Here is a 23,826-nt window from a genome sequence, read left to right as displayed (position 1 = left end):
TCCCCCATGCTGCGCTCCGTCTTCGTTCGCCGCGTCTTCGCCCTGCTCCTGGTCTGCGCCCTGCCGGCCCTGGCCCAGGCCGAGAACGGCAAACCCTTGCGAATCGGCATCACCCTGCACCCTTACTACAGCTACGTGAGCAACATCGTCGGTGACAAGGCCGAGGTGGTGCCGCTGATTCCGGCCGGGTTCAATCCGCACGCCTACGAGCCGCGCGCCGAAGACATCAAGCGTATCGGCACCCTGGACGTGATCGTGCTCAATGGCGTCGGCCACGATGACTTTGCCGACCGGATGATCGCCGCCAGCGAAAAACCGCAGATCAAGACCATCGAATCGAACGCCAACGTGCCGCTGCTGGCCGCCACCGGCATCGCTGCACGCGGCGCCGGCAAGGTGGTCAATCCGCACACTTTCCTGTCGATCAGCGCCACCATCGCCCAGGTCAACAACATCGCCCGCGAGCTGGGCAAGATCGACCCGGACAACGCCAAGTTCTACACGCAGAACGCCCGCGCCTATGCCAAGCGCCTGCGCAAGCTGCGCGCCGACGCCCTGGCCAAGGTAACCGAGGCGCCCAATGCCGAGTTTCGCGTGGCCACCATCCACGCCGCCTATGACTACCTGGTGCGCGACTTTGGCCTGGAAGTCACTGCCGTGGTCGAGCCAGCCCACGGTATCGAACCCAGCCCTGCGCAGCTGAAGAAAACCATCGACCAGCTCAAGGCACTGGACGTCAAGGTGATCTTCTCGGAGATGGACTTCCCCTCTGCCTACGTCGAAACCATCCAGCGTGAATCCGGCGTGCACCTGTACCCGCTGACGCACATTTCCTACGGCGAATACACCAAGGAAAAATACGAGGTGGAGATGAAGCGCAACCTCGATACCGTGGTCAAGGCCATCCAGGAGAACCGCGCATGACTGCGGCGGCCAACCTCACCGTCGCCAGCGGACCGCGCATCGAGTTTGCCGGCATCGACCTGACCCTGGGCCGCACGCGCATTCTTGAACAGGTCGCGTTCAACGTCGCACCAGGCAGCGTGCACGCCATCGTCGGGCCCAATGGCGGCGGCAAGAGCTCGTTGATCAAGACCTTGCTCGGGCAGATGCCCCATCAAGGGCAGCTGACCTTGAATTGGCCGAGCGAGCACGAAGTGATCGGCTACGTGCCCCAGGCATTGGAGTTCGATCGGGGCCTGCCGATGACCGTGGACGACTTCATGGCCGCCATGTGCCAGCGCCGCCCGGCCTTCCTCGGCCTGTCGCGGCGCGTGCAACCGGCCATCGACGCAGCGCTTGCGCGGGTCGGCATGCTCGACAAGCGCAAACGGCGCATGGGCGCGCTCTCTGGCGGCGAGCGCCAGCGCGTGCTGCTCGCCCAAGGGTTGATCCCTGAGCCGCAACTGCTGGTGCTGGACGAGCCGATGTCGGCCTTGGACGAGGCCGGCATCCAGGTGTTCGAGCAACTGCTGCACAGCTGGCGCCAGGCCGGCACCACCGTGCTGTGGATCGAGCACGACCTGGAAGCGGTGCTGCGCCTGGCCGATCGGGTCACCGGGCTGAACCGCAAGGTGCTGTTCGACGCCCCGCCGGCCCAGGCCCTGACCCCAGAACGCCTGCTCGGGCTGTTCTCCGTTCACCCCCGCAGCGAGAGCCTCGCCTGATGAGCTTTGAAGCCTTCCGCCAACTGGTCCAGGAATGGGCCAGCGCTGGCTACTTACCGGAGGCGCTGGCCTACGGTTTCGTGATCAATGCCCTGATCGCCGGCCTGATGATCGGCCCGGTGCTGGGCGGCCTGGGCACCCTGGTGGTGGTCAAGCGTTTTGCTTTCTTCTCCGAAGCAGTCGGCCACGCCGCCTTGACCGGGGTGGCCATCGGCATCCTGCTCGGCGAGCCCTACACCGGCCCGTATGGCAGCCTGTTCGGCTACTGCCTGCTGTTCGGCATCCTGCTCAACTTCCTGCGTAACCGCACCGGGCTGTCGCCGGACACCCTGATCGGGGTGTTCTTGTCGGTGTCGCTGGCGCTCGGTGCAAGCCTGCTGCTGATGCTGGCGGGCAAGATCAACGTGCACATCCTGGAAAACGTGCTGTTCGGCTCGGTGCTGACGGTCAGCGCCCAGGACCTGGTGGTGCTGGGGATCGTTGCGATCCTGGTGCTGGCCTTGGCCCTGCCGCTGTACAACCGGATCATGCTGGCCAGCTTCAACCCGCAGCTGGCGGCAGTGCGGGGGGTTGCGGTAAAGACCCTGGACTACCTGTTCGTGGTGCTGGTGACCCTGGTCACCGTGGCCTCGGTGAAAGTCATTGGCGCCATCCTGGTCGGCGCGCTGCTGGTGATTCCCGCCGCTGCCGCACGCCTGGTGAGCCAGTCGCTCAAGGGCTTTTTCTTCATCTCGGTAGTGATCGCGACCTTGAGCACCCTGTGCGGCATCCTGCTGCCGATCGTCTTCGACCTGCCGGTGCCGTCGGGCGCTGCGATCATCCTGGTCGCCGGTGCCTGCTTCGGCCTCGCCGCGCTGGCCCGCGCACTCGTCCCCCGCCTGCAAGGAAACCCGGCATGACCCTGAACCTCAAGCATCTGACCCTGGCCCTCGCCCTGGCTGGCCTGCCTGGCCTGGCGTTGGCGGCGCAACCTGCGGCGCGCGCGCAAAACAGCGCCGCCACCAGCGTGCTGACCACCTTGCCGGTGACCCATAGCCTGGCCGCCAGCCTGCTCGACGGCACCTCGGTGCAGCTCAAGCGTGCCGCGCCGGCCAACCTGCCGGCGACCCGCCAGCCTTCGTACTTCAGCGGCCGTGGCGGGGCGAGCCTGCACAAAGCCGCGCAGCAGGCCGATGCGGTAATTGGCCTGCGCTCGATCTGGCGCGATGACCCGCTGTATCCAATGGCCCGGCGCAGCAACATCCGCATCGTCGAGATCGATGCAGCGCGGCCGGTCGACGGCGCCCTGCCAGGCATCGCGGTACAGGGTGACGATGCCTTCGCTGGATACCCTTGGCTCAACCCGACCAACCTGGGGCGCATGGCCGATGTCATGGCCAATGACCTGGAGCGCCTGTCGCCCGCTGACAAGGACAAGATCCAGGCCAACCTCGCCAACATCAAGCGGCAGATGCTGGAACTGATTTCAAGCAGCCAGAGCCGCCTGGCCGAGGCTGACAATCTCAGCGTGGTCAGCTTGTCGGAACGCCTGGGCTATCTGGCCAGCGGACTGAACCTGGATGTGGTCGATCAGCCGTTGCCGGCCGAGGACAAATGGGATGAGGCGGCGCTCAAGGCCTTGGCCGATAACCTCAAGGGCCAGGACGTGGCGCTGGTGCTGCACCACCGCCAACCTGATCCGGCTGTAGCTGAGGTGATCAAGGCCGCTGGCGCCAAGCTGCTGGTGGTCGATAGCGATCCTGAAGATACCCTGGCCGGGCTCAAAGCCAGTGTCGAGCAGGTGGTCGTGGCATTGAGTCAAGGCTGATGTAGGTAGAGAGGCCCTCACGGGCCTCTTCGGCGGCGCTGCAACACCTTATGCGCCAATTGCGCGCCGCCGGGCTAGCGCCTCATGCAACGTTCATAGCGCTCATCCACTCGCCCTGCAAACCACGCCGTGGTCAGCTTGCGGGTTATCTTCGGGCTCTTGAGCTCGATCCCCGGCAACACCGCCCGTGGCACTTGCTTGCCCGCCTTGGCATCGGCCAGGGCAAACACCCCGCGATACAGCCCGGTGTGTTCAAACTCGAGGCTGTCGCTCTCCTCCAGCTGGCTGCGAATCTGGGTATTGCGCAGGCCAAGCTGGCGCCCCAGTTTGCGCGCTGCCTGCTCGGTGCTGCCGGGCATGATGGCCCCCGGCGCGATCAAGTCGCCATCGAGCGCCAACTTAATCCCCGTCACCTGGCTCAAGGCACCCTGGAACGCCGCATCGCGGCTGGCGTACCAACCGGCATTGAAGTCGGCGAAGCGATACAGCTGGCGCTGGTAGTTGGCCGGATAGCCCAGCAGATGGGCGATGCCGAAATACATGCCGCCGCGCCGACTGAACACTTCCTGGCGAATCGTCCCGGCATAGCTGTACGGGTAGTCCTTGGCATGGCGTTCGGCGAACGCGATGCTGACCTGCATCGGCCCGCCGGTGTGCACCGGGTTGAGGCCATCGAGCAAGGTGCGCCCAAGCGGCAGTCCGGCGATGAAATCATCGAACAGCGCACTCAGTTGCTTTTCACTGCGCACGGCGAGCAGGCGTTGCTGGTAGGTCTTGCCGTTGGCAGAGGGGGTATTCAACGCGCCATCGACCAGCAGCCGGGGAATGTGCAGGCGGGCTGCCCGTCGATCGATCTCCTGGCGTGCGATCCGCCCAAGATTGGGCACTTGCGGGTCAGCGCTGAAGGTCGACTCCTGCTCGGTCACCGCCAAGACCGCGCAGAGGTTGCTCTTGCTTGCGGTGATGTGCTGGGCTTGGAAGGCGGTTTGGATGTCCTGCGCCCAGCCCTGGCGGTCCTTGACCTGGGCAGGCAGCAGGCGCATCAACTGGGCACGTACCTGGGCAGGGTCAGCAGCCTGTTGTTCCTCGCGCCGCCCGGCACAACCCTGCAGCAGCGCCAGCACCATCAGCCCTGCCGTTGCAATACGCGCGTTCAGGGCTGTTCACCGACCAGGTAGGTCTTGCTGATGTGGCGAAACAGCGGATGGCTGGCGCTGCCCATCAGCTCGAACAGCACCATTTCGCCAGTCACCAGCTGGGCGCCAGCATCGCGCATGCGCGCCAGGCCTGCGGCTTTACTGGCCGGGGTGCGGCTGTCGCAGGCGTCCTCGACCACGAATACCTGCTTGCCCAGCGCACGCAGGCCCAGCACGGTCTGCAGCACGCAGACGTGGGTTTCCATACCACAGACGATCACCTGCTCACGCTCGAGCAGACTGGCCGGTAAGCATTGCGCGGCCACACAGGAGAAGTGGTTTTTCTCGACGATCTGGGCGCCAGGCGAGGCCGCCTTGAGCTCAGCCAAGGTCGGCCCGAGGCCTTTGGGGTACTGCTCGGAAATCACTGTCGGCAGCTCCAGCTCGGCGCTCGCCGCGAGCAGCCAGCGTGCCCGCGCGCGCGTGCCCTGTGGATCGCTCATGGCGCCGATGAGCTTTTCCTGGATGTCGACCACCAACAGCGTGGCCTTGTGCGGATCGATCAGCATTGTCAGCCTCTTGCCTGGGAAAAGCTCAAGCCTCGCCCATGCAAGAGACGCCGTCAATCAAGCGCTCAGGCGATGCGGGGCGAGCGCTTGGGCCAACACGGCCAGGACCCGCTCCTCGTGCTCATGAATGAAGAAGTGCCCGCCTGGGAAGGTCTGCAAGGAAAACTCAGCCAGCGTTTCCTGGCCCCAGGCCAACAGCTGCTCTTCACTGGCCCGGTCATCTGCGCCGCCCAATACATGCAGCGGGCAGCGCAACGCTGGCCGCTGACGGTAGGCATAGTGACCACACAGGAGGAAGTCAGCGCGCAGAATGGGCAGGGTCAGGCTCATCAGCTCAGCATTGGCCAAGACTTCTTCCGGAGTGCCTTGCAGCTCGCGCAGCTCGGCGATCAACTCGTCGTCGCTTTTCTCAACACGCCAGTTCTTGCCGTCGTAGTCCTCGCGCCGGGTCGGCGCCGCAGTGCCGCAGGCAAACAACGCCAGCGGCGGCGCACAGCCCAGTGCCTGCAACTCATGGGCAAGCTCGAAGGCCAGCAGCGCGCCCAAGCTATGGCCAAGCAACGCGTAGGGCGTGCTGGCGGCCAGGCGCTGCTCGCTGGCGAGCTGCCTGGCCAGGGCCTGCATGTCGGTGTGCAAGGCTTCGCCCATGCGCGCACCGCGCCCAGGCAGCTCAACCGGCCGCACCTGCAACCAGGCCGGCAGCTTGCGCCGCCAGCGGTTGTAAACCATGGCGCTGGCACCGGAGTAAGGCAGGCACAACAGATTCACTGCAGTCACCGATAACGCCTCACTGGGCCACGGCTTCTGCCATCTTCTGGCGCAGGCTCAACGGACGCATGTCAGTCCAGACTTCATCGATGTAGGCCAGGCAGTCCTTTTTCACTCCGCTCTTGCCAGCGGCGCGCCAGCCGGCGGGGATCGCCTTGTAGTCGGGCCAGATCGAATACTGCTCTTCGTGGTTGACCACTACCTGGAACACGATGTCGTCGCGGTCGAATACGGAAGTCATTGCCTGTCTCCTTGAATGATGAAGGCCGCTGCGCACCCGGCGCAGGGCGGCTCTTCACTAAACGTAGGAAGCTTCAGAAAAATTAGTCAACTCAGGCCTACACTGTGCCTTTGCAAACGCCGCCGATGATGGCATATATCGTTGTCCTACCTTACCCAGCCCACCCTGGAGTCATCAGCATGCTTGGCGTGACCGACTACGGCGCATTCGTGATCGCGTTCCTCATCCTCCTGGCCATCCCTGGGCCGGGTAACTTCGCCTTGATCACCGCCACCGGCAAAGGCGGCATCAAGGGTGGCCTGGCGGCGACTTTCGGGGTGATTCTTGGCGATCAGGTGTTGATGTGGCTGGCGGTGGCCGGCGTCGCGACGCTGCTGGCAACCTACCCGACAGCCTTCCACGTGGTGCAGTGGGCAGGCGCCGCCTACCTGGCCTGGCTGGGCTTGCGCATGGTCTTCAGCAAACCGGGCGGCGCACCACGGGAAAGCCGGATGGACAACGGTCGCTACCTGCGCCAGACCATGCTGATCACCCTGCTCAATCCCAAGGCGATCATGTTCTACATGGCGTTCTTCCCGCTGTTCATCGACCCGGTGCGCCACCAGGGCGTAGTGACCTTCGCCTTCATGGCGGTGACGGTAGCGGCGCTGACCTTGCTCTATGGCCTGGTCGCCGTGCTGTTGACCCATCACCTGGCCGAGCGCATGCGCGCCAGCCCCAAGGTGTCGAACCTGCTTGAGCGCTTGGCCGGGGCATGCCTGGTCGGGTTTGGCATCAAATTAGCGGCGATGCGCTAGGCATCACGCAACAGGTCGTGAACGTCGAGCAGCCGGTAAGCGACTTCAGGATTACGCTCAAGGCCCCGCCGTATCGCTGCGGGGATGGCCTGGCGGGTCTTGCGGCACAGGCCAGGTTGCTCGGCCAGTTCGATGACGATACCGCGCATGGTGCGCACTTCGTTATGGCCAGGGGCAATGCTCAGGCGAATGCCCAACTGATCGTACAAGCGCAGTTGCAGGCGATGCAGGTCGTCCAAGTCCTTGAGGTTCTCCAAGCGTTCGAGCAGGCGTTTTTCTTCCTGGCGGGTGAGCAGCAGAATACGCTGCGCGTTGGCAGGGCATTGCTCCAGGCGTTCGCGACCACAGATGCAGGCGCCTGGCGGGCAGGGTTGGCGTAGGGAGGGGCTGGTCATGGGAAAAGCATAGCCGTCCTGCACGAGTTATCAGCGCAGGCTAGCCCAGTCACTGCTCAGCGCACAATTGGAAGAAGCGTGCTGCCACCCGCGACGGCGTTGCGGCGTGCGGCATCAATATCGAGAACCGTCGCGTCAGGGGCTCAGGAGCAATGCGCAACTGACGCAGCGCGCCATCTTCATGACGGATCGACATCGCCGAGACAAAGCCTACCCCCATCCCCGCGCGCACCGCCTCCTTGACCCCTTCCACCCCAGCAATCTCCAGCCCCACGCGCATCGCCACACCGCAGCGAGCAAAAGCCCGCTCGACCAGTTGGCGTACGCCGGAGCCGCTTTCGCGCAGCACCAGCGGGTAGTCACCGAGCGCCTGCAAGGTCTGCGCTTGGCCCGCTGCGGCGAGCGGATGATCACTGGGCACGATGGCGACGATCTCGTCCTCGCGCCAGGCAGTGACACGCGTGCCCAATGGCAGCTCCTGCCCCGGTGGCCCCTCGATCAAGGCGATGTCCAGTGAGCCCAGCGCTGCGACGATCTCAGCGGTGTTGCCGTTTTCAGTGGTGACCACGATGTCTGGATAGCGCTGGCGGAAATCGGCGATCAGATAAGGCAACAGGTAGCTGGCCGGGGTGGTGCTGGCGCCAATGCGCAGGGTACCGCGCTCCAGGCCGCGCAGTGCATCTCGCAGCGCCTGGGCCTGGCGGAAGGTTTCGCGCAGCCGCTGGGCGTGGCCGAGCAGTTGCTCGCCCGCAGCGGTCAGGCGTACACCACGCCCGGCGCGTTGGTACAGCGGCTCGCCAAACTCCTCCTGTAACAGCTTGAGCTGCCCGGACACGGCAGGCTGCGACAAATGCAGGGCGAGTGCTGCATGACTGATATTGCCGTGCTCGGCAACGGTGGCGAAGGTTATCAGCTGTTCTGGGGTCATCCATTAAAAATATCAGCTTAGCGGATACTTGCCATCCCAAATGACGATTTTTTATAAGCTTATAACCGAATTAACCTAAGGCCATCTCAGCAACACCTCGATCGGAGGACACACCATGGCCACGGTCCCAGCCACCCCCAGCCTTGCGCCTACCCACGATACCCGTGGGCGGCTCAATGGCATTTTGTTTGTCGCCTTGTTCGCTCTGGCAGTTACCCAACTGGCCGCCCTGCCCTTTTTTGCCAACCTGGGCATCAGCCCGCTGATTGTCGGCATCATCGCTGGCGCCCTGTACGGCAACGCGCTGCGCCAGGGAGTGCCGCCCAGTTGGGCGGCCGGCATCAATTTTTCCGCACGCGGCCTGCTGCGCATCGCGGTGGCGTGGTTCGGTCTGCGCGTGAGTTTGCAGGAGATTGCCCAGGTCGGCTGGTCGGGGCTGACGGTGTCGCTGTTGGTCGTCTCCAGCACCCTACTGATTGGCCTGGGGGTGGGGATGAAACTGTTCAAACTTGATCGCGATACTGCCTTGCTCACCGCCGCCGGCAGTGCCATCTGTGGCGCTGCGGCCGTGCTCGCGTTCGAATCGGCGCTGCGTTCCAAGCCGCACAAGAGCGCCATGGCGGTCGGCAGCGTGGTGCTGTTCGGCACCCTGTCGATGCTGCTTTACCCGCTGCTGATCAATAGCGGCTGGGTGCAACTCGATACGCTCGGCGCGGGGCTGTTTTTCGGTGGCACCCTGCATGAGGTGGCACAGGTGGTGGGCGCTGCCAGCAATGTCAGCCCTGAAGTGACCCACGTCGCGACCATCGTCAAGATGACTCGGGTAATGCTGCTGGTACCGGTGTTGCTGGTGGTGGGCATATGGATCAGCCGCGCGAAACGCCAAGGCCAGGCCGAAGGCAATGGCAAGATCCCTGTCCCATGGTTTGCCTTCGGCTTCCTCGCCCTGGTGCTGGTCAACTCGCTGCAGATCTTGCCAAGCGGCGCGGTCAGCGCGATCAACCAGCTCGACACCTTCGCCCTGACCATGGCCATGACCGCCCTGGGGATGGAGACGCGCATGAGCCAGATCCGCCAGGCCGGCCCGCGCGCGCTGGCAACGGGGGCGATCCTCAATCTGTGGTTGGTGTTCGGCGGCCTGGCGATCACCCTCGGTGTCCAACGGCTGTTCGGATGATCAACGGGGGCAGGTTTTTCCCTGCCCCTCTCGTTGCGGCGCAAAATTGTCGGTATGGTGTTGGCTAAGTAGGAGTTTTACATGCACAGGAAAGACTTAGATGCCCCAACGCAATGTAATCAATGCATCCGTCAGCCCCAAAGGCAGCCTCGAAACGCTGTCGCAACGTGAAGTCCAGCAACTGAGTGAAGTCGGTACCGGCAGTCTCTACACCCTGTTCCGTCAATGCGCCCTGGCAATCCTCAACACCGGCGCGCATGTCGACAACGCCAAGACCATCCTTGAAGCCTACAAAGACTTCGAAGTACGCATCCATCAGCAAGATCGCGGAGTACGCCTGGAGCTGCTCAACGCTCCAGCCGATGCCTTCGTCGATGGCGAGATGATCGCCAGCACCCGCGAAATGCTGTTCAGCGCCTTGCGCGATATCGTCTACACCGAAAGCGAGCTGGCCAGCCAGCGCATCGACCTGGAAAGCTCCCAGGGCATCACCGACTACGTCTTCCACCTGCTGCGCAACGCCCGCACCCTGCGCCCGGGCGTGGAGCCGAAGATGGTCGTGTGCTGGGGCGGTCACTCGATCAGCACCGAGGAATACCAGTACACCAAGAAGGTCGGCCACGAGCTGGGCCTGCGCAAGCTGGACGTCTGCACCGGCTGCGGTCCAGGCGTGATGAAGGGGCCGATGAAGGGCGCCACCATTGCCCACGCCAAGCAGCGCATGCATGGCAGCCGCTACCTGGGCCTGACCGAGCCAGGCATCATTGCCGCCGAAGCGCCCAACCCGATCGTCAACGAACTGGTGATCCTGCCCGATATCGAGAAGCGCCTGGAAGCCTTCGTGCGGGTCGGCCACGGCATCATCATCTTCCCCGGCGGCGCCGGTACGGCAGAAGAGTTCCTCTACCTGCTGGGCATTCTCATGCACCCGGACAACCACGACTTGCCATTCCCGGTCGTGCTGACCGGCCCACGCAGTGCCGAGGCCTATCTGCAGCAGTTGCACGCCTTCGTCGGCGCGACCCTGGGCGAAGCGGCCCAGCAGCACTACCAGATCATCATCGATGACCCGGCCGAAGTCGCCCGGCAGATGGTCGAGGGGCTCAAGGCGGTCAAGCAGTTCCGCCGTGAGCGTAACGATGCATTCCACTTCAACTGGCTGTTGAAGATCGAAGAAGGCTTCCAGCGTCCGTTCGATCCAACCCACGAGAACATGGCCAACCTGGCCCTGCGCCGTGAGCTACCGGCACATGAGCTGGCGGCCAACTTGCGCCGGGCGTTCTCCGGGATCGTTGCCGGTAACGTCAAGGACAACGGCATCCGCCTGATCGAGGAGCATGGGCCTTATCAGATACGCGGTGACAGTGCGGTGCTCGATCCGCTCGGACGGCTGTTGCAGGCGTTCGTTGATCAGCACCGGATGAAGTTGCCGGGTGGGGCGGCTTATGTGCCTTGCTATCAGGTCGTGACCTGATAGTTGTAGGGCCTTCACTGGCCTCATCGCTGCGACGTGTCCCGCGATGAGGCCAGCCCGCCGTGCTTGTACGATTCCGCAACACTCTGCTGACATTTCCTACGCTGAGCAGTGAACCTGCCTTGAAAAAAACGGTCTTTCGCTGACGGTCAATTCACCGACCGGTTCATGGGTCCATTCACCGGGCCTGCATCTGTCCAGTTTCAGCGAAGACCAACATGCCTGAATCCCGCCCAACCCCGCCTGCCCTCCCTGCCCTGCGTGGCAGCCTGATTGCCGCCCTTATCGCCCTCGCCGCTCCTGTGCATGCCGAACAACCGAGCAGTGATGCGCGCTGGGTCAGCGACAGCCTGAGCACCTACGTGCGCAGTGGCCCGACCAACGGCCATCGCATCGTCGGCACCCTCAAGGCGGGGCAAAAGGTCACCTTGATCGGCAGCCAGGGCGAGTACAGCCAGGTGCGCGGCCAGAGCGGCGATCTGGTGTGGATTCTAAACAGCGACCTGCAAGCCGTTCCTGGCCAAGCTGAGCGCTTGCCGCAGCTCGATAGCGAAGTGGCGCAGCTGTCCGAACAGCTCAAGACCATCGATGACAGCTGGAAAGCCCGCGTGCAAGGCATGCAGGAAACGTTGGATTCGCGCAAGGCGCTGATCGATGAGCTGGAAAAGCGCAACAAAGGCCTCAACGAGCAGCTCGACCAGGCCCAGTCGAGCCTGCGCGACACCCAGGCGCGCCTGGGTGACGAGAACAAGCAAGTGATGATGCGCTACATGGTCTACGGCGGCAGCATTGCCGGCGCCGGCCTGCTACTGGGCCTGATCCTGCCGGCCCTGACCCGCGCCCGCAAGCGCAACGACCGCTGGTTCTGAGGCCGCGAGCGGCTGGTTGGTCACCCCGAACGGCACATGGACCGAAGGCACTACAGTGCGTGTGCCGCTCAGATGACCCGACTGGTCGTCGAAAAAGATATGCGGCTTGAGCACCTGCAACACCCGGCGCTTCTCGATGCCGCCGAGGAAGAATGCATCGTTGGCCATCACGCCCCAGCTCTTGAGGGTATTGAGCGCACGCTCGTGCGACGGCGCGTTGCGCGCGGTGACGATCGACACGCGCAGACGATTGGCGTAACCGGGGTGCTCCAGCTTGTACTGCTCCTCGGCCGCCTGGATCCGCGCAATACGCACGAAAAACTCCTTGAGCGGCCCTGGGTTATGCGGCTGGGTGACGTTGGTCACTTCATGGGCATGAAAGCCCAGCAGGCCATCGCGCTGCATCACCGCTTCTGATTCATCGCCAGCCAGCACGCCATCGAAGTCGAAAGCGATGCGCAGGCCGTCATCGCTTTCATCGTCATCGAACTGCGAATCGAGCACCTGCCCGGCCGGATAGCCGGCCTGGATCGCGGCGTCCACATGCTGTTTGTCGGCGGACAGGAACAAGGCAATGTTCAACGCCGGTATGTACTCGTAAGGCGAACGCCCCTGCATGAAGATGGCGCGGGTCATGTTCAAGCCGTAATGCTCGATGGTCTTCATGACCCGCAGCCCGGTATCGGGGTCGTTCTGCGACAAAAGCACCACCTCTACCAGCGGGTCTTGCGGGTCGGCGCACAGGTCATTGAGCGCCAACAGGCGCTTGATGAACGGATAGGCAATGCCGCGCGCCAGCGGCACGTGCATGTTCTGCTGCTGGTACAGGCGATACTGCGCCTCGCCTTCGTGGCGAAACACCGCATCGCAGGCACTGAGGTCGAACACCGCGCTGGAGGCCACGCCAATCACCAGGCGGTCGTCAATTTCATAAGCCATGGGGCATTCCTTTTGCAATGAGCGTGCACAGCTGTTCAGTCACGCGACTGGCCCTCCAGGCGTGAGCCCCAGTCTTCGACCTGACGCTGTTCCAGGCGCCGCTGCAAGGTCTTGCGCCAGGACGGCACCAGCGGCAATGCCAGGCATTGGCTGAGCAGCTCGGTCTCCAGGCGCTTGTCGAACAACACCGCCGATAGCCGCGCAACCGACCAGTCGGCATAGGGTCGCTCGACCAAGTGCAGTTCATCTCCCGCCTCGACCTCACCCTCCTCCAACACCCGGTAGTACCAGCCGGTCCGCCCACTCTGCTGCACCCGCAAGGCCATCTGCGCGACGTCGAATCGATCATTGAGTTTCCAGCACGGCATGCGCCCTTGGGAGATTTCCAACAAGGCCGTACCTACGCGGATGCGATCCCCCAAGCAGACATCCGCCTCGCGCCAACCGACGCTGCTGAAGTTTTCGCCAAACGCCCCCGGCTGTTTCAACAGTGCATGTTCACCCAGTTCGGCCAGCCAGTCTGGATAGTGATCGCGTGGGTAATGATGAATGGCTTTGTCGACCCCGCCATGCACCCGTAAGTCGCCTTGCTCATCACCATCGATGCCGAGCGAGGTCACTTTCAACCGGCCCTGGCGCGGCTGTTTGTCGATACCGCTGCGTGAGCCGGGGCGGGTAAACGGCACGGCAACGCCGGTGAGCAGGCTGTCGAGGATGGGCTTGGCCGGGTTCATGCGCAGTCTCGTGGAAGTCGGCAAAGGGCGAGCTTACAGGAGACTGCAGCGCCGCCGAAATGCCCAGCGACGCTGCAGCGGCATTAGCGCTACTTGCCGCGCGCGGTGTTGTAGATGGTCTTGGCGCGGTCGGCCGAGGCCTGGCACTTCTGCATGTCGCCAGCCATCTGGGCTTCCTTGGCCTGTTTGAGCAGGGCGCGAAACTCATCGACCTTGCCGCCATGCAGCGCCGCGCCGTCGGCGGAGTGGATGGATTCCAGATCCTTGATCTTGGCGTCGCAGTTTTCCGCCGGGCCATCCTGGGCAACCGCGGCAACACTCAGAACAGATGCAATCACAAACAGTGTCATGGATTTCATGGAGAGGTCTCCTGGGGAAAAACCGGGACTACTGGCGTACTGCTGACTACCTGGGGCGCGCTGCGGCCCCTCAGGCACAGCGAAAAGCATAGTCGTGCAGCGCTTGCCAGCAATGGCCTTCGGCCAGACGGCAGTGCGTAGTTAGTCGCGGCTCTGGGCAAGCAGATAATCGATGAACACGCGCAGCCGCGAAGGCATATGGCGGGCATGCGGGTAGATCAGCATGAACGGTCGCAAGGTGCCGCCGAACTCAGCTAGCACCTCCTGCAACTCGCCGCTGTCGAGCGCCTCCTGCACGGTGAAGCGATACGCCTGCATCAGCCCGGCGCCGTGGCGCACCAGGGTGGTGGTGGCGAGAAAATCCCCCAGGCAGGTGCACTGGCCTGAGGTTTCCAGTTCGAACGCCTGCCCATCGCGGCGAAAGCTCCAGCTCGCCCGGCGACCGGAGCTGGGGATCTCGAACTGAATACAGTCGTGCTCGCGCAGATCTTCCGGCACTTGCGGCACGCCTGCCCTGGCCAGATAGCCTGGCGTGCCGACCACCACCAACTCGGCCTGCTCAAGGCGCCGCGCGACCAGCCTGGAATCGGCAGGCTCGCGCCCGCGTATGGCCAGGTCAAAACCCTCCTCGACCAAGTCGACGTTGCGGTTGCTGACGTGAATGTCCACCTGCACCTGGGGGTAGCGCTGAGCAAACCCCGGCAGCAGCGGCAGCAGGCGGTGATGGGCGTAAGGCGTCGGCGCACTGACGCGCAGGCGGCCACTGGGCTCAAGCTGACCACCCGCCACCTGGCGCTCGGCCTCCAGCAGTTGCCCAAGCGCTTGGCGACACTGCTGGTAATAGGCCTGCCCGGCCTCGGACAAACGCATCTGGCGGGTGGTACGCACGAACAGGCGCACGCCCAGTCGCTCCTCCAAGCGGGCCACACTGCGGCTCACCGCTGCCGGCGTCACCCCCGCTTCAGTGGCGGCGGCCGTGAAGCTGCCGCTGTCGGCGGCTAGACAGAACAACTCCAGGCTACCCAGTTGCAGATCATCGAAATGACGGGTCATGACGGTTCAATTAATTACATGATGTATAGATTGAAATGCCATACGGCTCATTTTTCAAGCCGGCATTGCTGTTTAAAGTCATCTCCACACCGAGCCCCGGCTCATTGACTTGGAGATTGCCCACATGAACACCCCAGCCACCGTCATCATCACCGGCGCATCCAGCGGCCTGGGCTTCGCCCTCGCCCAGGCCTTCCTCGAACGCGGCGATAACGTGGTCGGCAATGCCCGCACCCAAGCGCGACTGGACGAGGCCGCCGCGCGCCTTGGCCATCCAGCGCGCTTTGTCACGGTCGCCGGTGACATCGCCCTGCCAGCCACCGCCCAGCGCCTGTTCGACAGCGCACGGCAAGCCTTCGGCCAGATCGACATCCTGATCAACAACGCCGGGATTTTCATTGCCAAGCCAGTTGCCGAGTACACCGAGAGCGACCTCGACGCGCTGATCGGAACCAACCTCAAGGGCTTCTTCTACCCAGCGCAGGCAGCAGCCCGGATCATGGCCGAGCAAGGCCACGGGCAGATCATCGCCATCACCGCCTCGATTGCCCTACAGCCCGACACCCGGGTTCCGGCCCTGCTGCCGGTGTTGGTCAAGGGCGGCCTGAACCAGGCGGTCAAAGGCCTGGCCCTGGAGTTAGCGGGCAGCGGCGTGCAGGTCAATGCGGTCGCACCGGGGATCATCGCCACGCCGATGCATGGCGACACCATTGAGGAGCTGGGCGGCCTGTCGCCCAGCGGCCGGACCGGTACCGCGCAGGATGTGGTGGATGCAGTGCTGTACCTGAGCGATGCACGCTTTGTCAGCGGCGTCATTCTGCCAGTCGATGGCGGCAGTACTGCCGGCACCTGGCACTGAACACAAGGTTAAGGAGATCACCATGCCTTATGTGCATATCCGCGTCACCGATGAAGGCGTGACCGCCGAACACAAGCGCCAATTGATCGAAGGTACGACCCGGCTGTTGCAACAGGTTTTGAACAAGCCGCCTGCGAGCACTTTTGTGGTTATTGAGGAGGTACCTACCGATAATTGGGGGGTTGCCGGGGAGACGGTCACGGCGCTGTGCCAGCGCGAGCGAGGTTGAGTTTGGCGCCGCGCGGCTGCGCCACAATCTTACTGGCGCAGCCGCTGCAAAGCCTGCAACACATACCCCGTGGCGCGCTCCACCTCACCCTCGCGGCAGGCTATCCCAAGCTGGCGCCACAACCCCGGCCGCACTGGCCTGCGCGTTACCCGCCGATCCAACTCGGCGGCCTCCCCTTCCTGCGGCAACAGGGTCGCGCCATACCCCGCCGCGACCAGGCTCTTGATCGCATCGTTGAAATTCAGCTCGATCCGCGCCTCTGGGTACAAGCCCGCCGCGGCAAACCACTCCGAGGTGACCCGCGACAGCTGGGTACCGCTGTCATTGAGAATCAACGCCCGCTGCGCCAGCCACGCCGGTGTAACCCGTGCAGGCGGGTGCCAGTCGCTGGGTACGTAGGCCATGATCGGGTCGCGTCGCCACGGCGTGATCCGCACGCCACGGCCGGCGAGCTGAGGCAAGGCGACCAGGCCGATATCCAGGCTGCCCTCGCGCAACCGTGCCAAGGACGCCCCAGAGGTCAGCACCTGTACCTGTACATCGATTCCAGGATGCTCGACCCGCAACACCTGCAGTGCCTGCGGCAGCAAATGGGCGATGGCCCCGGTCGAGGCGCCCAGGCGCACCCGCCCGGTCAGGCCCTCCACCTGCCGACGCACCTCATCCAGCGCCAGGTCGGCATAGGCCAGCAGGCGTCGGGCGCGCTCCAGCAAGGTCTCACCGACTGCAGTCGGCCGCACCTGACCACGGGTGCGCGTGAGCAACGGCGCACCGACGCGCGCCTCAAGTTCAGCGACGTGCAGGCTGATGGTCGGTGGCGCCAGGTTGAGCTGGCGGGCAGCTTGGGCGAACGAGCCAAAGTCGGCAATTACCACCAGGGTGCGTAGACGGTCGAGGCTGATTTCACGCATGGCTATCATTCAGGATTAATGAATATCAGCATCATGATATTCAAATTTTCTTTCGTCCAGCCACAAGCGAGGATACGCCCATCGCCCTTTCCCACGGATTCTGAACATGACCCAACCCCTGGTTTTCATCGACGGTGACCAAGGCACCACCGGCCTGCAAATCCATGCCCGCCTGCAAGGGCGCAACGACCTGCGCCTGCTGACCTTGCCCGAGGCCGAGCGCAAAGACCGGCAACGGCGCAGCCAAGCGATCAACAGCGCCGACATCGCCCTGCTGTGCCTGCCCGACGCCGCCGCCATCGAAGCTGTTGGCGCAATCGACAATCCGCAGGTGCGGGTTATCGATGCAAGCTCCGCGCACCGCACCACGCCAGGCTGGGTCTACGGCCTGCCCGAACTGGATGCGCAGCAACCTGAACGCATCGCCCAGGCCAAGCGCGTGAGCAACCCCGGTTGCTACCCAACCGGCGCGATCGCCCTGCTGCGGCCGTTGATCCAGGCCGGGCTGCTGCCTGCCGACTATCCGTTCACGGTCCAGGCCATCTCAGGCTATTCAGGCGGTGGTCGCGCGGCAGTAGAGCGTCACGAGCAGCACCGCGAGGGCAAGCTACCGACCCTGCAGCTGTACGGCCTGGAACTGGCCCACAAGCACGTCCCGGAGATCGAGCAGCACGCAGGGCTCAGCGCGCGCCCGGTGTTCATGCCGGGTTATGGCGACTATCGCCAGGGCATCGTGCTGAGCATTGCCGTGCAGCTGCGCCTGCTTCCCGGCAAGGTCAGCGCCGAGCACCTGCAAGCCTGCCTTGAGCAGCACTACCAGGGCGCCCGTCACGTGCAGGTGATGCCCCTGCACCAGCACGGCCCTGCCGCTGCGCTCGACCCCGAAGCGCTGAACGATACCAACGATCTGCGCCTGGCCTTGTTCGCCAACCCTGAACACGGTCAGGTCGTGCTCACTGCGGTGTTCGACAACCTCGGCAAGGGCGCCTCGGGCGCTGCGGTGCAGAACCTTGACCTGATGCTCGCCGCGCTCGAGGAACGAGGCCGTTTCGGTAAAACCGGGTAGAATGTTCACCCCGTGCCACACCTGGCGCGGGGTGTTTCTGCCAGCCGGAGCCTTACCCGCGATGTTCATCCTCCGCCGCCTCGACAGCGTGCCGCCCGAATCCTTCCAGAACCAGATCCGCCAACTGGTGATCGACCACGTCGGTGAGCTGAGCAGTGTCGCCATCAGCACGGACAATCCGCTGTACCCGCTCTATCAATACGGCGTCGGCCTGGAAGTGCACCAATATCTGCAAGCGATGGACGGCACCCGCGGCCTGGCGGTGCAGCTACTGCTCGCCCTGGATGCCGAGGCGCCAGACCAACTGCTCGGCTTCGCTCTCGCCCTGCCCGCCCAGGACAACCCGCAAGCCTGCGTGCTGGCGTTTCTGGCGGTACTGCCCAGCCATCGCCGCCAGGGCATTGCCCGCGGTTTGCTGGCTGACCTGCAATCACGTTACGCGTGCGTCGAGCTCAATGCGTTCGCAGGCTGTGTGCCGTGGTTCGAGCAAATGGGCATGCAGGTAGTGGCGGCCAGCGGACCGCAGGTATTGATGAGCAGTACCGGCCAGGCCAGTGGAGCGTTGGTCGGCAGGCTGGATATTGCGCCGATCTACCAGACACTGGAGGTGCGCCAGATTCATGCGTACTTGCTCAAGCAGCAAGGCGAAGACGCGATGATCGAGGCCGAGCAGTCGCGCGATGAGCGGCTGGATCAGTTGGCAGAGCAGGCGCAAGCGTGTGTCAGGCAGCGCAAGACCGTGCATTGATGTGCCCTCTTCGCGGGTAAACCCGCTGCCACGCATTTATGGGTAGCGCTGCGTGGGAGCGGGCTTGCCCCGCGAGGAGGCCGGCACTGACAACCTACTCAGACCGGGGTCAGCGGGATATCCGAGGCACTAGCCTTGCCTTCGCGTCGCTCGCCCATCCAGTCATTGACCTTCTGCCCAAACTCCGCCGGAGCCTTACGCCCAAAGCGCCGCGCCAGGTCAAGAATGGTCTGCTGGGCCAGTGCCTCCTCCATGCGCTTTTGCGCACCAAGCATCACCGCATGAATCGCACAGGTGCCCTCGGTCGCCCAGCCTGGCGCCGAACCCTCGAACACCGCGCAGCGCTCGCGAATCTCCCGACAGTCGAAGATCTTCTTAGGCCCGTCGATAGCGTTGACGATATCCAGCACGGTGATCTCATCTGACGGCCGCGCCAGACGAAAGCCGCCGCGCACACCTTCGGTGGCCGCCACCAGGCCGGCGCGTGCCAGCTTGGTAAAGACCTTGGCCAGGTACTCCTGGGGCACACCCTGCAACTCAGCCAGGTCGCGAACGCTGGATTCACGGCTGTCACCGCGCTCGTCCACCAGGAACAGCAGGCAATGGATGCCGTATTCAACGCCGGCACTGTAAAGCGACATAGCAATCTCCGACCAACTTTGTCGCAAATAGTACGCCGATCTTCAGCAGCACGCAAAGCTTGCCTGCGCCACTGGTCGCCTGCCTACACAATTCATATCCACCTGAAACCCAAGATCCATGGACCCTCAGCAGGATTTTCCAGCAGTCCCATCAGGCCTGGGTGTAAAAAAACACTTGTCCAATTTAACTGCGACCAATAGAGTCGCAGTTATTCGGCAAGCGCACAGACGCGGTCGAAGCCCCTTTCCCCTACACCTGAACCTCGCGGAGCATCTGTATGAAATCCAACATCCTGATCATCGGTGCCGGCTTTGCCGGAGTCTGGAGCGCCTTGAGTGCCGCCCGTCTGTTCGACCAGGTCAAGCGTGGCGACTTGAGCATCAGCGTGCTCGCGCCTCAGGCCGAACTGCGCATCCGCCCGCGTTTCTACGAGCCCGACGTGCAGGCGATGAAAGCGCCGCTGGCGGCCCTGTTCGACGTAGTGGGGGTCAACTTCATCCAGGGCAACGCCGAGCGCATCGACGCCAGCGAACGCCTGGTCGGCTATCGTGATGGCCACGGCGAACAGCGCGAAATCCGCTACGACCGCCTGATCCTCGCGGCCGGCAGCCAAGTGGCGCGCCCTGCGGTGGCGGGCCTGGCCGAACACACCTTCGATGTCGACCAGATGGAGTCGGCGGTGCGCCTTGAGCAGCACCTGACCGGCCTGGCTGCCCTGCCCGCCTCGCCAGCGCGCAATACCGTGGTGGTCTGCGGGGGTGGCTTCACCGGCATCGAGACCGCAACTGAAATGCCGGCGCGGCTGCGTGCCATCCTCGGCAGCGATACCAAGCTGCAGGTGATCGTGGTCGATCGTGGTGCCAAGGTCGGTGCGGCGTTGGGCGCAGGTATCACCCCAGCGATCGTCGCCGCATGCGAGCAAGCCGGTGTCCAATGGTTGCCTGGCAGCTCGGTGGTAGCGGTCGACGCCGGTGGCGTGACCCTGGACAACGGCGAGTACATCGCCAGCAAGACGGTGATCTGGACCGTGGGCGTCAAGGCCAGCCCGTTGACTGCCCAAGTGAGCGGCGAGCGCGACAGCTTTGGCCGCCTGCGCGTCGACGACCACCTCAAGGTGATCGGCCAGCAGCACATCTACGCGACCGGTGACGTGGCCTGGGCTGCGGTGGATGAGCTGGGCAACCATGCCCTGATGACCTGCCAGCATGCCATCCCGATGGGCCGCCACTGCGGCAACAACGCCGCGGCCGATCTGTTGGCAGTAGCGCCTGTGATCTACCGCCAGCCCAAGTACGTGACCTGCCTGGACCTGGGCGGCTGGGGCGCGGCCTTCAGCGAAGGCTGGGAACGTGAACTGAAGCTGCAAGGGCAGGAAGGCAAAGACCTCAAGCGCCAGATCAACTCGGTATGGATCTACCCGCCAGCGGCTGATCGCGCTACCGCCCTGGCGGCTGCAGACCCGGCGATCGCCATCGTCTAAGCGTACTCAACACAACAAGCCCGTCAGATCATGACGGGCTTGCTTATACGTGTCGTTACATTGAATGACTGGTCAACAATGATGGCACTATGGCATCATTTAAAGAAAAAACGATTCATGAAAGGTGAGGATCAACCACACATCTCGCAGCGCATCGAGAGCCTGGCACCCTACCGGTGAGCCGGCTCTGCCCCATGCTCTTGACGCCTGCACGCCAACGTCAAGGAGCATTCCATGTTACGGAATATGAAGATCGGCAATCGGGCAGCCAGCGTATTCACGCTGTTGGCGACCCTGGTCCTGATCATGGGCCTTCTCTCGCTGTACGAAACCCGCCAGATGGACAAGGCTACCGACGAGATCCGCGTCACCTGGATGCCTGCCGTCATCGCCTTGAGCGATATCAGCACCAACCTTGGCCGCGCCCGCGCGGTCACCCTGCGCGCCGCACTGGATGATGACGCCAACGAACGCCAGCGCAGCCTGGCCCTGCTCGACGGGATCAACGCGCAACTGCAAGGCAGCCTGAAGGAGTACGAAGACACCATTATCGCTGCCGATGACCGTGCCCTGTTCGACACCTTCAATAGCGCCCACCAGCACTACATCGATCAGCAAATGCAGGTACTGCAAGCGCTGTCTGCCGGTGACCTCAGCCAAGCCAAGGCGCAGATCAGTGGCCCGCTGACGCAACACGCCGATGCGATGATGAAGGCCATGAACGCGCTGATCGCTTACAACGGCAAAGGCGCCGAGATTGCATCGCAGCGCAGCAGTGATGTGGCCGATGAAGCCTTCACGGTCATCATCGTCTCGCTGCTGATCATCGTCATCGCCCTGGCAGCCATTGCCACCCTGCTCACCCGCAGCATCGTCGTGCCGTTGGCCGCGGCCGTGGCAGTCGCCGAACGGGTGGCCACCGGTGACCTGACCCAGGATATTCAACTGCGCGGACGCGATGAGCCGGCGCTGTTGCTCGGCGCCCTGAGCCGGATGCAAGACAGCCTGCGCGACACGCTGCGCAAGATCTCCGCCTCTTCCGACCAACTGGCCTCGGCCTCCGAAGAGCTGCACACCGTCACCGAAGACACCAGCCGCGGCCTGCATCAGCAGAGCGCGGAGATCGACCAGGCGGCCACCGCCGTCAACCAGATGACGGCGGCGGTCGAGGAAGTGGCCAACAACGCGGTGAGCACCGCCGACGCCTCCAAAGGTGCTGACCAGACCACCCGTGACGGTCGCGACCAGGTCAATCAGGCGCTCAGTTCGATTCAGCTACTGGTCGATGATGTCAGCGGCACCTCCGAGGAAATCGAACTGCTGGCCAACAACGCCAACGAGATCAGCCGGGTGCTGGATGTAATCGGCTCGATTGCCGGGCAGACCAATCTGCTGGCGCTCAACGCGGCGATCGAAGCGGCGCGTGCCGGTGAGGCCGGTCGTGGTTTTGCCGTGGTCGCCGACGAGGTGCGCGCGCTGGCCCATCGCACCCAACAGTCTACCGCCGAGATCGAGCAGATGATCGCCGGCATCCAGAACGGCACCGAGCGGGCGGTCAATGCCATGCACAACAGCCGCGGCCGGGCCAACGGCACGCTGGAGGTGGCGCAGTCGGCTGGCCAGGCGTTGGAAGTGATTGCCGAGGCGATCGCCTCGATCAACCAGCGCAATCTGGTGATTGCCAGTGCCTCGGAGGAGCAGGCGCAGGTGGCGCGGGAGGTCGATCGCAATCTGGTGAACATCCGCGACCTGGCCATGCAGACCTCTGCCGGGGCCAATCAGACCAGCGCCGCAGCACAGGATTTGTCGCGCCTGGCAGTGGACTTGAACGGGATGGTGGCACAGTTCAAGGTCTGAAACGGTTGGGGCGAATGATAGTGCGCAGATCTTCGACCCGAACCTGATCAATATCCGGTCATCTCCAGATATCCCTTGCCCTGCACACCCCCACTCACCCGTACTGGCCCTTCCCAGTACGGGAAGCGGGTGGTCATCCAAGCCTTGCTGTGCAACGCCTCCACCTGCACATCCAACCCCTGAGCAGGTAAGCGTATGCGCCAACGGGTCGGCAGGCGCTTGCCATTGTCCTGCAGGGTGAATGCCAACGGTTGGAGCTCGATCTGCTCGCCAAGCAAGGGCTGCGCCTCGCCTTGGGCGCTGATCCAGGTCCCGGCTCGATAGGGTTGACCCTGCGCTTCGCGGACCTGGAACAGCATCAGCTTGGCGCCGCTGGCCAGGTGCAGCGAGAACCAGTCCCAGCCCGACTGCCCGGGCGCCAGCGGCTGGCTGCTCCACTCCCGGTCCAACCACGCCTGGCCGGTGACGACAACCCGTTGTCCCTCACGCTCAACCTCACCACTGACCCGGTAAAAGGGCTGGCTGTAGTAATAGGACGCCTGGCCCTTGCCCGACTTCTCGCTGTAGCCTTTTACCCCATGCAGCACCAACGGCCCGCCACTGACCAGTTTCAGTTGGTAGCGAAAGCCCTTGCCGCTGGCGCGCATATCGAGCTGGCCGATGCCGTCGGTGCCCTGCAACGACCAATCATCGATCCAGGCGCGAAACGGCTGCGCCTGGACGCCGGCCTGCCCCACGCCGCCACGCGCCAAGGTCTCGCTGACCTGATGGCTGCCGGGGCCGGTCAACGCGGCGTGGCCCATCCACAGGTTGGGGCTGTTCCAATTGGCGGTTTCCGGGCCAGGGCGCAGTGCCGAGCGAAACAGCGTCCACTGCGCCCCCCAATCGCGGCCTTGGGCATCTTGCAGGTTAGCCGTGATGTACCACCATTCGATGCGAAAGCCGTCGTGGGCGCCATGGTCGCGCGGGAAGACCAACTCAGGGTTGGGCGTCACTGGCCGATAGGCGCCCGCTTGTTGGCCCAGGCCAGCAAAGCTCTTGGGCTCCGGCGCAGGCGGCTCGCAGCCGCCGAGCAGCAAGCTAGCGAGCAACAACCAGGCGACTGCGCTTGCTCGGCTGTT

At 63.8% G+C, this 23,826-nt stretch carries 27 protein-coding genes; 14 read left to right on the top strand and 13 right to left on the bottom strand.

The genetic code is table 11. From position 1 onward, the window contains the following. Window positions 1-6: 6 nt before the first annotated feature. The 4 genes from ACF8K2_RS09055 to ACF8K2_RS09040 are packed head-to-tail and all read left to right on the top strand — an operon-like array spanning window position 7 to window position 3,474. Window positions 7-924: a metal ABC transporter substrate-binding protein gene (locus tag ACF8K2_RS09055; protein WP_392464436.1), complete on the top strand. Its 918-nt coding sequence runs from the start codon at window positions 7-9 to the stop codon at window positions 922-924. Further along, complete coding sequence (locus tag ACF8K2_RS09050) at window positions 921-1,667, top strand: metal ABC transporter ATP-binding protein (RefSeq protein WP_392464434.1); 747 nt, start codon at window positions 921-923, stop codon at window positions 1,665-1,667. Before ACF8K2_RS09055 ends, ACF8K2_RS09050 begins: the two co-directional genes overlap by 4 nt. Then, the gene (locus ACF8K2_RS09045; protein WP_392464432.1) at window positions 1,667-2,566 is read left to right on the top strand and encodes a metal ABC transporter permease; all 900 of its coding nucleotides are present in this window, start codon (window positions 1,667-1,669) and stop codon (window positions 2,564-2,566) included. Before ACF8K2_RS09050 ends, ACF8K2_RS09045 begins: the two co-directional genes overlap by 1 nt. Window positions 2,567-2,568: 2 nt before the next feature. Further along, window positions 2,569-3,474 (top strand): metal ABC transporter substrate-binding protein, encoded by a 906-nt coding sequence (locus ACF8K2_RS09040; RefSeq protein ID WP_392464497.1) that lies wholly within the window; start codon window positions 2,569-2,571, stop codon window positions 3,472-3,474. A gap of 74 nt (window positions 3,475-3,548) precedes the next feature. Here the strand turns inward: ACF8K2_RS09040 and ACF8K2_RS09035 are convergent, their stop codons facing one another. From ACF8K2_RS09035 to ACF8K2_RS09020, 4 genes are read right to left on the bottom strand one after another with little or no spacing between them, the layout of a single operon-like run. Continuing rightward, complete coding sequence (locus ACF8K2_RS09035) at window positions 3,549-4,601, bottom strand: DUF1615 domain-containing protein (RefSeq protein WP_392464431.1); 1,053 nt, start codon at window positions 4,599-4,601, stop codon at window positions 3,549-3,551. Window positions 4,602-4,627: 26 nt separating this feature from the next. Next, the gene (locus tag ACF8K2_RS09030) at window positions 4,628-5,179 is read right to left on the bottom strand and encodes a hydrolase (protein WP_186553525.1); all 552 of its coding nucleotides are present in this window, start codon (window positions 5,177-5,179) and stop codon (window positions 4,628-4,630) included. A 57-nt stretch (window positions 5,180-5,236) separates the two neighbouring features. After that, entirely contained in the window at window positions 5,237-5,956 is a 720-nt protein-coding gene (locus tag ACF8K2_RS09025) for a thioesterase II family protein (protein ID WP_392464429.1), read from the bottom strand. A 10-nt stretch (window positions 5,957-5,966) separates the two neighbouring features. Continuing rightward, window positions 5,967-6,188, bottom strand: coding sequence for an MbtH family protein (locus ACF8K2_RS09020; protein ID WP_392464427.1), 222 nt, complete (start codon window positions 6,186-6,188; stop codon window positions 5,967-5,969). Between the two features lie 179 nt (window positions 6,189-6,367). Here ACF8K2_RS09020 and ACF8K2_RS09015 point away from each other — a divergent pair, with 179 nt between their 5' ends. Beyond that, window positions 6,368-6,985 (top strand): LysE family transporter, encoded by a 618-nt coding sequence (locus tag ACF8K2_RS09015; RefSeq protein ID WP_186553528.1) that lies wholly within the window; start codon window positions 6,368-6,370, stop codon window positions 6,983-6,985. On the opposite strand, the gene ACF8K2_RS09010 is transcribed toward ACF8K2_RS09015, so the two are convergent. Then, complete coding sequence (locus ACF8K2_RS09010; protein WP_186553529.1) at window positions 6,982-7,380, bottom strand: hypothetical protein; 399 nt, start codon at window positions 7,378-7,380, stop codon at window positions 6,982-6,984. The genes ACF8K2_RS09015 and ACF8K2_RS09010 overlap by 4 nt on opposite strands. Window positions 7,381-7,429: 49 nt before the next feature. Beyond that, the gene (locus tag ACF8K2_RS09005) at window positions 7,430-8,308 is read right to left on the bottom strand and encodes a LysR substrate-binding domain-containing protein (RefSeq protein WP_392464426.1); all 879 of its coding nucleotides are present in this window, start codon (window positions 8,306-8,308) and stop codon (window positions 7,430-7,432) included. Between the two features lie 115 nt (window positions 8,309-8,423). Here ACF8K2_RS09005 and ACF8K2_RS09000 point away from each other — a divergent pair, with 115 nt between their 5' ends. The 3 genes from ACF8K2_RS09000 (at window position 8,424) to ACF8K2_RS08990 (ending at window position 11,828) form a co-directional block, all read left to right on the top strand. Further along, complete coding sequence (locus ACF8K2_RS09000; protein ID WP_392464424.1) at window positions 8,424-9,485, top strand: YeiH family protein; 1,062 nt, start codon at window positions 8,424-8,426, stop codon at window positions 9,483-9,485. Window positions 9,486-9,585: 100 nt separating this feature from the next. Further along, on the top strand, window positions 9,586-10,959 hold the full coding sequence (ppnN, locus tag ACF8K2_RS08995) for a nucleotide 5'-monophosphate nucleosidase PpnN (RefSeq protein ID WP_186553532.1): 1,374 nt from the start codon (window positions 9,586-9,588) through the stop codon (window positions 10,957-10,959). Between the two features lie 218 nt (window positions 10,960-11,177). Next, window positions 11,178-11,828 carry a TIGR04211 family SH3 domain-containing protein gene (locus tag ACF8K2_RS08990; RefSeq protein WP_392464423.1) on the top strand — a complete coding sequence of 217 codons (651 nt, stop codon included), beginning with the start codon at window positions 11,178-11,180 and terminating at the stop codon, window positions 11,826-11,828. Here the strand turns inward: ACF8K2_RS08990 and ACF8K2_RS08985 are convergent. The 4 genes from ACF8K2_RS08985 to ACF8K2_RS08970 form a co-directional block, all read right to left on the bottom strand. After that, entirely contained in the window at window positions 11,766-12,767 is a 1,002-nt protein-coding gene (locus ACF8K2_RS08985) for a 5'-nucleotidase (RefSeq protein WP_392464422.1), read from the bottom strand. The genes ACF8K2_RS08990 and ACF8K2_RS08985 overlap by 63 nt on opposite strands. Window positions 12,768-12,802: 35 nt before the next feature. Further along, window positions 12,803-13,501, bottom strand: a complete 699-nt coding sequence (locus ACF8K2_RS08980; protein WP_392464420.1) for an MOSC domain-containing protein — start codon at window positions 13,499-13,501, stop codon at window positions 12,803-12,805. Between the two features lie 89 nt (window positions 13,502-13,590). Further along, window positions 13,591-13,860: a hypothetical protein gene (locus ACF8K2_RS08975; protein ID WP_264234371.1), complete on the bottom strand. Its 270-nt coding sequence runs from the start codon at window positions 13,858-13,860 to the stop codon at window positions 13,591-13,593. 141 nt (window positions 13,861-14,001) lie between these two features. Further along, window positions 14,002-14,913: a LysR family transcriptional regulator gene (locus ACF8K2_RS08970; RefSeq protein WP_392464418.1), complete on the bottom strand. Its 912-nt coding sequence runs from the start codon at window positions 14,911-14,913 to the stop codon at window positions 14,002-14,004. Between the two features lie 124 nt (window positions 14,914-15,037). Here ACF8K2_RS08970 and ACF8K2_RS08965 point away from each other — a divergent pair, with 124 nt between their 5' ends. Both ACF8K2_RS08965 and ACF8K2_RS08960 read left to right on the top strand, forming a co-directional pair. Beyond that, on the top strand, window positions 15,038-15,772 hold the full coding sequence (locus ACF8K2_RS08965; protein WP_392464416.1) for an SDR family NAD(P)-dependent oxidoreductase: 735 nt from the start codon (window positions 15,038-15,040) through the stop codon (window positions 15,770-15,772). A 22-nt stretch (window positions 15,773-15,794) separates the two neighbouring features. Beyond that, on the top strand, window positions 15,795-16,001 hold the full coding sequence (locus ACF8K2_RS08960) for a 4-oxalocrotonate tautomerase family protein (RefSeq protein ID WP_392464415.1): 207 nt from the start codon (window positions 15,795-15,797) through the stop codon (window positions 15,999-16,001). Between the two features lie 29 nt (window positions 16,002-16,030). Here the strand turns inward: ACF8K2_RS08960 and ACF8K2_RS08955 are convergent, their stop codons facing one another. After that, the gene (locus tag ACF8K2_RS08955) at window positions 16,031-16,912 is read right to left on the bottom strand and encodes a LysR family transcriptional regulator (protein WP_392464413.1); all 882 of its coding nucleotides are present in this window, start codon (window positions 16,910-16,912) and stop codon (window positions 16,031-16,033) included. A gap of 106 nt (window positions 16,913-17,018) precedes the next feature. On the opposite strand from ACF8K2_RS08955, the gene argC reads away from it, so the two are divergent. Together argC and ACF8K2_RS08945 are read left to right on the top strand one after the other, a co-directional pair. Then, complete coding sequence (gene argC, locus ACF8K2_RS08950) at window positions 17,019-17,978, top strand: N-acetyl-gamma-glutamyl-phosphate reductase (protein ID WP_392464411.1); 960 nt, start codon at window positions 17,019-17,021, stop codon at window positions 17,976-17,978. Window positions 17,979-18,039: 61 nt separating this feature from the next. Next, complete coding sequence (locus tag ACF8K2_RS08945; RefSeq protein ID WP_186553542.1) at window positions 18,040-18,726, top strand: GNAT family N-acetyltransferase; 687 nt, start codon at window positions 18,040-18,042, stop codon at window positions 18,724-18,726. 98 nt (window positions 18,727-18,824) lie between these two features. Here ACF8K2_RS08945 and ACF8K2_RS08940 read toward each other — a convergent pair whose 3' ends face one another. After that, on the bottom strand, window positions 18,825-19,367 hold the full coding sequence (locus ACF8K2_RS08940; protein WP_186553543.1) for an Rrf2 family transcriptional regulator: 543 nt from the start codon (window positions 19,365-19,367) through the stop codon (window positions 18,825-18,827). A 278-nt stretch (window positions 19,368-19,645) separates the two neighbouring features. Here ACF8K2_RS08940 and ACF8K2_RS08935 point away from each other — a divergent pair, with 278 nt between their 5' ends. Both ACF8K2_RS08935 and ACF8K2_RS08930 read left to right on the top strand, forming a co-directional pair. After that, window positions 19,646-20,848, top strand: a complete 1,203-nt coding sequence (locus ACF8K2_RS08935) for an NAD(P)/FAD-dependent oxidoreductase (RefSeq protein WP_392464409.1) — start codon at window positions 19,646-19,648, stop codon at window positions 20,846-20,848. A gap of 234 nt (window positions 20,849-21,082) precedes the next feature. Then, on the top strand, window positions 21,083-22,705 hold the full coding sequence (locus ACF8K2_RS08930) for a methyl-accepting chemotaxis protein (RefSeq protein ID WP_392464408.1): 1,623 nt from the start codon (window positions 21,083-21,085) through the stop codon (window positions 22,703-22,705). A gap of 47 nt (window positions 22,706-22,752) precedes the next feature. On the opposite strand, the gene ACF8K2_RS08925 is transcribed toward ACF8K2_RS08930, so the two are convergent. Continuing rightward, a complete protein-coding gene (locus ACF8K2_RS08925) occupies window positions 22,753-23,799 on the bottom strand; it encodes a lipocalin-like domain-containing protein (RefSeq protein WP_392464406.1) in 1,047 nt (348 codons plus the stop codon). Between the last annotated feature and the right edge of the window lie 27 nt (window positions 23,800-23,826).

The sequence above is a fragment of the Pseudomonas sp. xss_2 genome (genome assembly GCF_043104195.1).
Lineage (GTDB): Bacteria > Pseudomonadota > Gammaproteobacteria > Pseudomonadales > Pseudomonadaceae > Aquipseudomonas > Aquipseudomonas urmiensis.
The sequence above is the reverse complement of the archived record's forward strand: the minus strand, read 5'-3'. Positions and strand labels throughout refer to the sequence as shown.

Bases quoted from the DNA above. Each gene is read 5' to 3' on its own strand.
- ACF8K2_RS09005 (WP_392464426.1), bottom strand. From the start codon at position 8,308: ATGACCCCAGAACAGCTGATAACCTTCGCCACCGTTGCCGAGCACGGC.
- ACF8K2_RS08980 (WP_392464420.1), bottom strand. From the start codon at position 13,501: ATGAACCCGGCCAAGCCCATCCTCGACAGCCTGCTCACCGGCGTTGCC.
- ACF8K2_RS08935 (WP_392464409.1), top strand. From the start codon at position 19,646: ATGAAATCCAACATCCTGATCATCGGTGCCGGCTTTGCCGGAGTCTGG.
- ACF8K2_RS09050 (WP_392464434.1), top strand. From the start codon at position 921: ATGACTGCGGCGGCCAACCTCACCGTCGCCAGCGGACCGCGCATCGAG.
- ACF8K2_RS08940 (WP_186553543.1), bottom strand. From the start codon at position 19,367: ATGTCGCTTTACAGTGCCGGCGTTGAATACGGCATCCATTGCCTGCTG.
- ACF8K2_RS08955 (WP_392464413.1), bottom strand. From the start codon at position 16,912: ATGCGTGAAATCAGCCTCGACCGTCTACGCACCCTGGTGGTAATTGCC.
- ACF8K2_RS08985 (WP_392464422.1), bottom strand. From the start codon at position 12,767: ATGGCTTATGAAATTGACGACCGCCTGGTGATTGGCGTGGCCTCCAGC.
- ppnN (WP_186553532.1), top strand. From the start codon at position 9,586: ATGCCCCAACGCAATGTAATCAATGCATCCGTCAGCCCCAAAGGCAGC.
- ACF8K2_RS09045 (WP_392464432.1), top strand. From the start codon at position 1,667: ATGAGCTTTGAAGCCTTCCGCCAACTGGTCCAGGAATGGGCCAGCGCT.
- ACF8K2_RS09035 (WP_392464431.1), bottom strand. From the start codon at position 4,601: ATGGTGCTGGCGCTGCTGCAGGGTTGTGCCGGGCGGCGCGAGGAACAA.
- ACF8K2_RS08990 (WP_392464423.1), top strand. From the start codon at position 11,178: ATGCCTGAATCCCGCCCAACCCCGCCTGCCCTCCCTGCCCTGCGTGGC.
- ACF8K2_RS09055 (WP_392464436.1), top strand. From the start codon at position 7: ATGCTGCGCTCCGTCTTCGTTCGCCGCGTCTTCGCCCTGCTCCTGGTC.
- ACF8K2_RS08930 (WP_392464408.1), top strand. From the start codon at position 21,083: ATGTTACGGAATATGAAGATCGGCAATCGGGCAGCCAGCGTATTCACG.
- ACF8K2_RS09010 (WP_186553529.1), bottom strand. From the start codon at position 7,380: ATGACCAGCCCCTCCCTACGCCAACCCTGCCCGCCAGGCGCCTGCATC.
- ACF8K2_RS08975 (WP_264234371.1), bottom strand. From the start codon at position 13,860: ATGAAATCCATGACACTGTTTGTGATTGCATCTGTTCTGAGTGTTGCC.
- ACF8K2_RS08945 (WP_186553542.1), top strand. From the start codon at position 18,040: ATGTTCATCCTCCGCCGCCTCGACAGCGTGCCGCCCGAATCCTTCCAG.
- ACF8K2_RS09000 (WP_392464424.1), top strand. From the start codon at position 8,424: ATGGCCACGGTCCCAGCCACCCCCAGCCTTGCGCCTACCCACGATACC.
- argC (WP_392464411.1), top strand. From the start codon at position 17,019: ATGACCCAACCCCTGGTTTTCATCGACGGTGACCAAGGCACCACCGGC.
- ACF8K2_RS09015 (WP_186553528.1), top strand. From the start codon at position 6,368: ATGCTTGGCGTGACCGACTACGGCGCATTCGTGATCGCGTTCCTCATC.
- ACF8K2_RS08965 (WP_392464416.1), top strand. From the start codon at position 15,038: ATGAACACCCCAGCCACCGTCATCATCACCGGCGCATCCAGCGGCCTG.
- ACF8K2_RS09020 (WP_392464427.1), bottom strand. From the start codon at position 6,188: ATGACTTCCGTATTCGACCGCGACGACATCGTGTTCCAGGTAGTGGTC.
- ACF8K2_RS08970 (WP_392464418.1), bottom strand. From the start codon at position 14,913: ATGACCCGTCATTTCGATGATCTGCAACTGGGTAGCCTGGAGTTGTTC.
- ACF8K2_RS08960 (WP_392464415.1), top strand. From the start codon at position 15,795: ATGCCTTATGTGCATATCCGCGTCACCGATGAAGGCGTGACCGCCGAA.
- ACF8K2_RS09030 (WP_186553525.1), bottom strand. From the start codon at position 5,179: ATGCTGATCGATCCGCACAAGGCCACGCTGTTGGTGGTCGACATCCAG.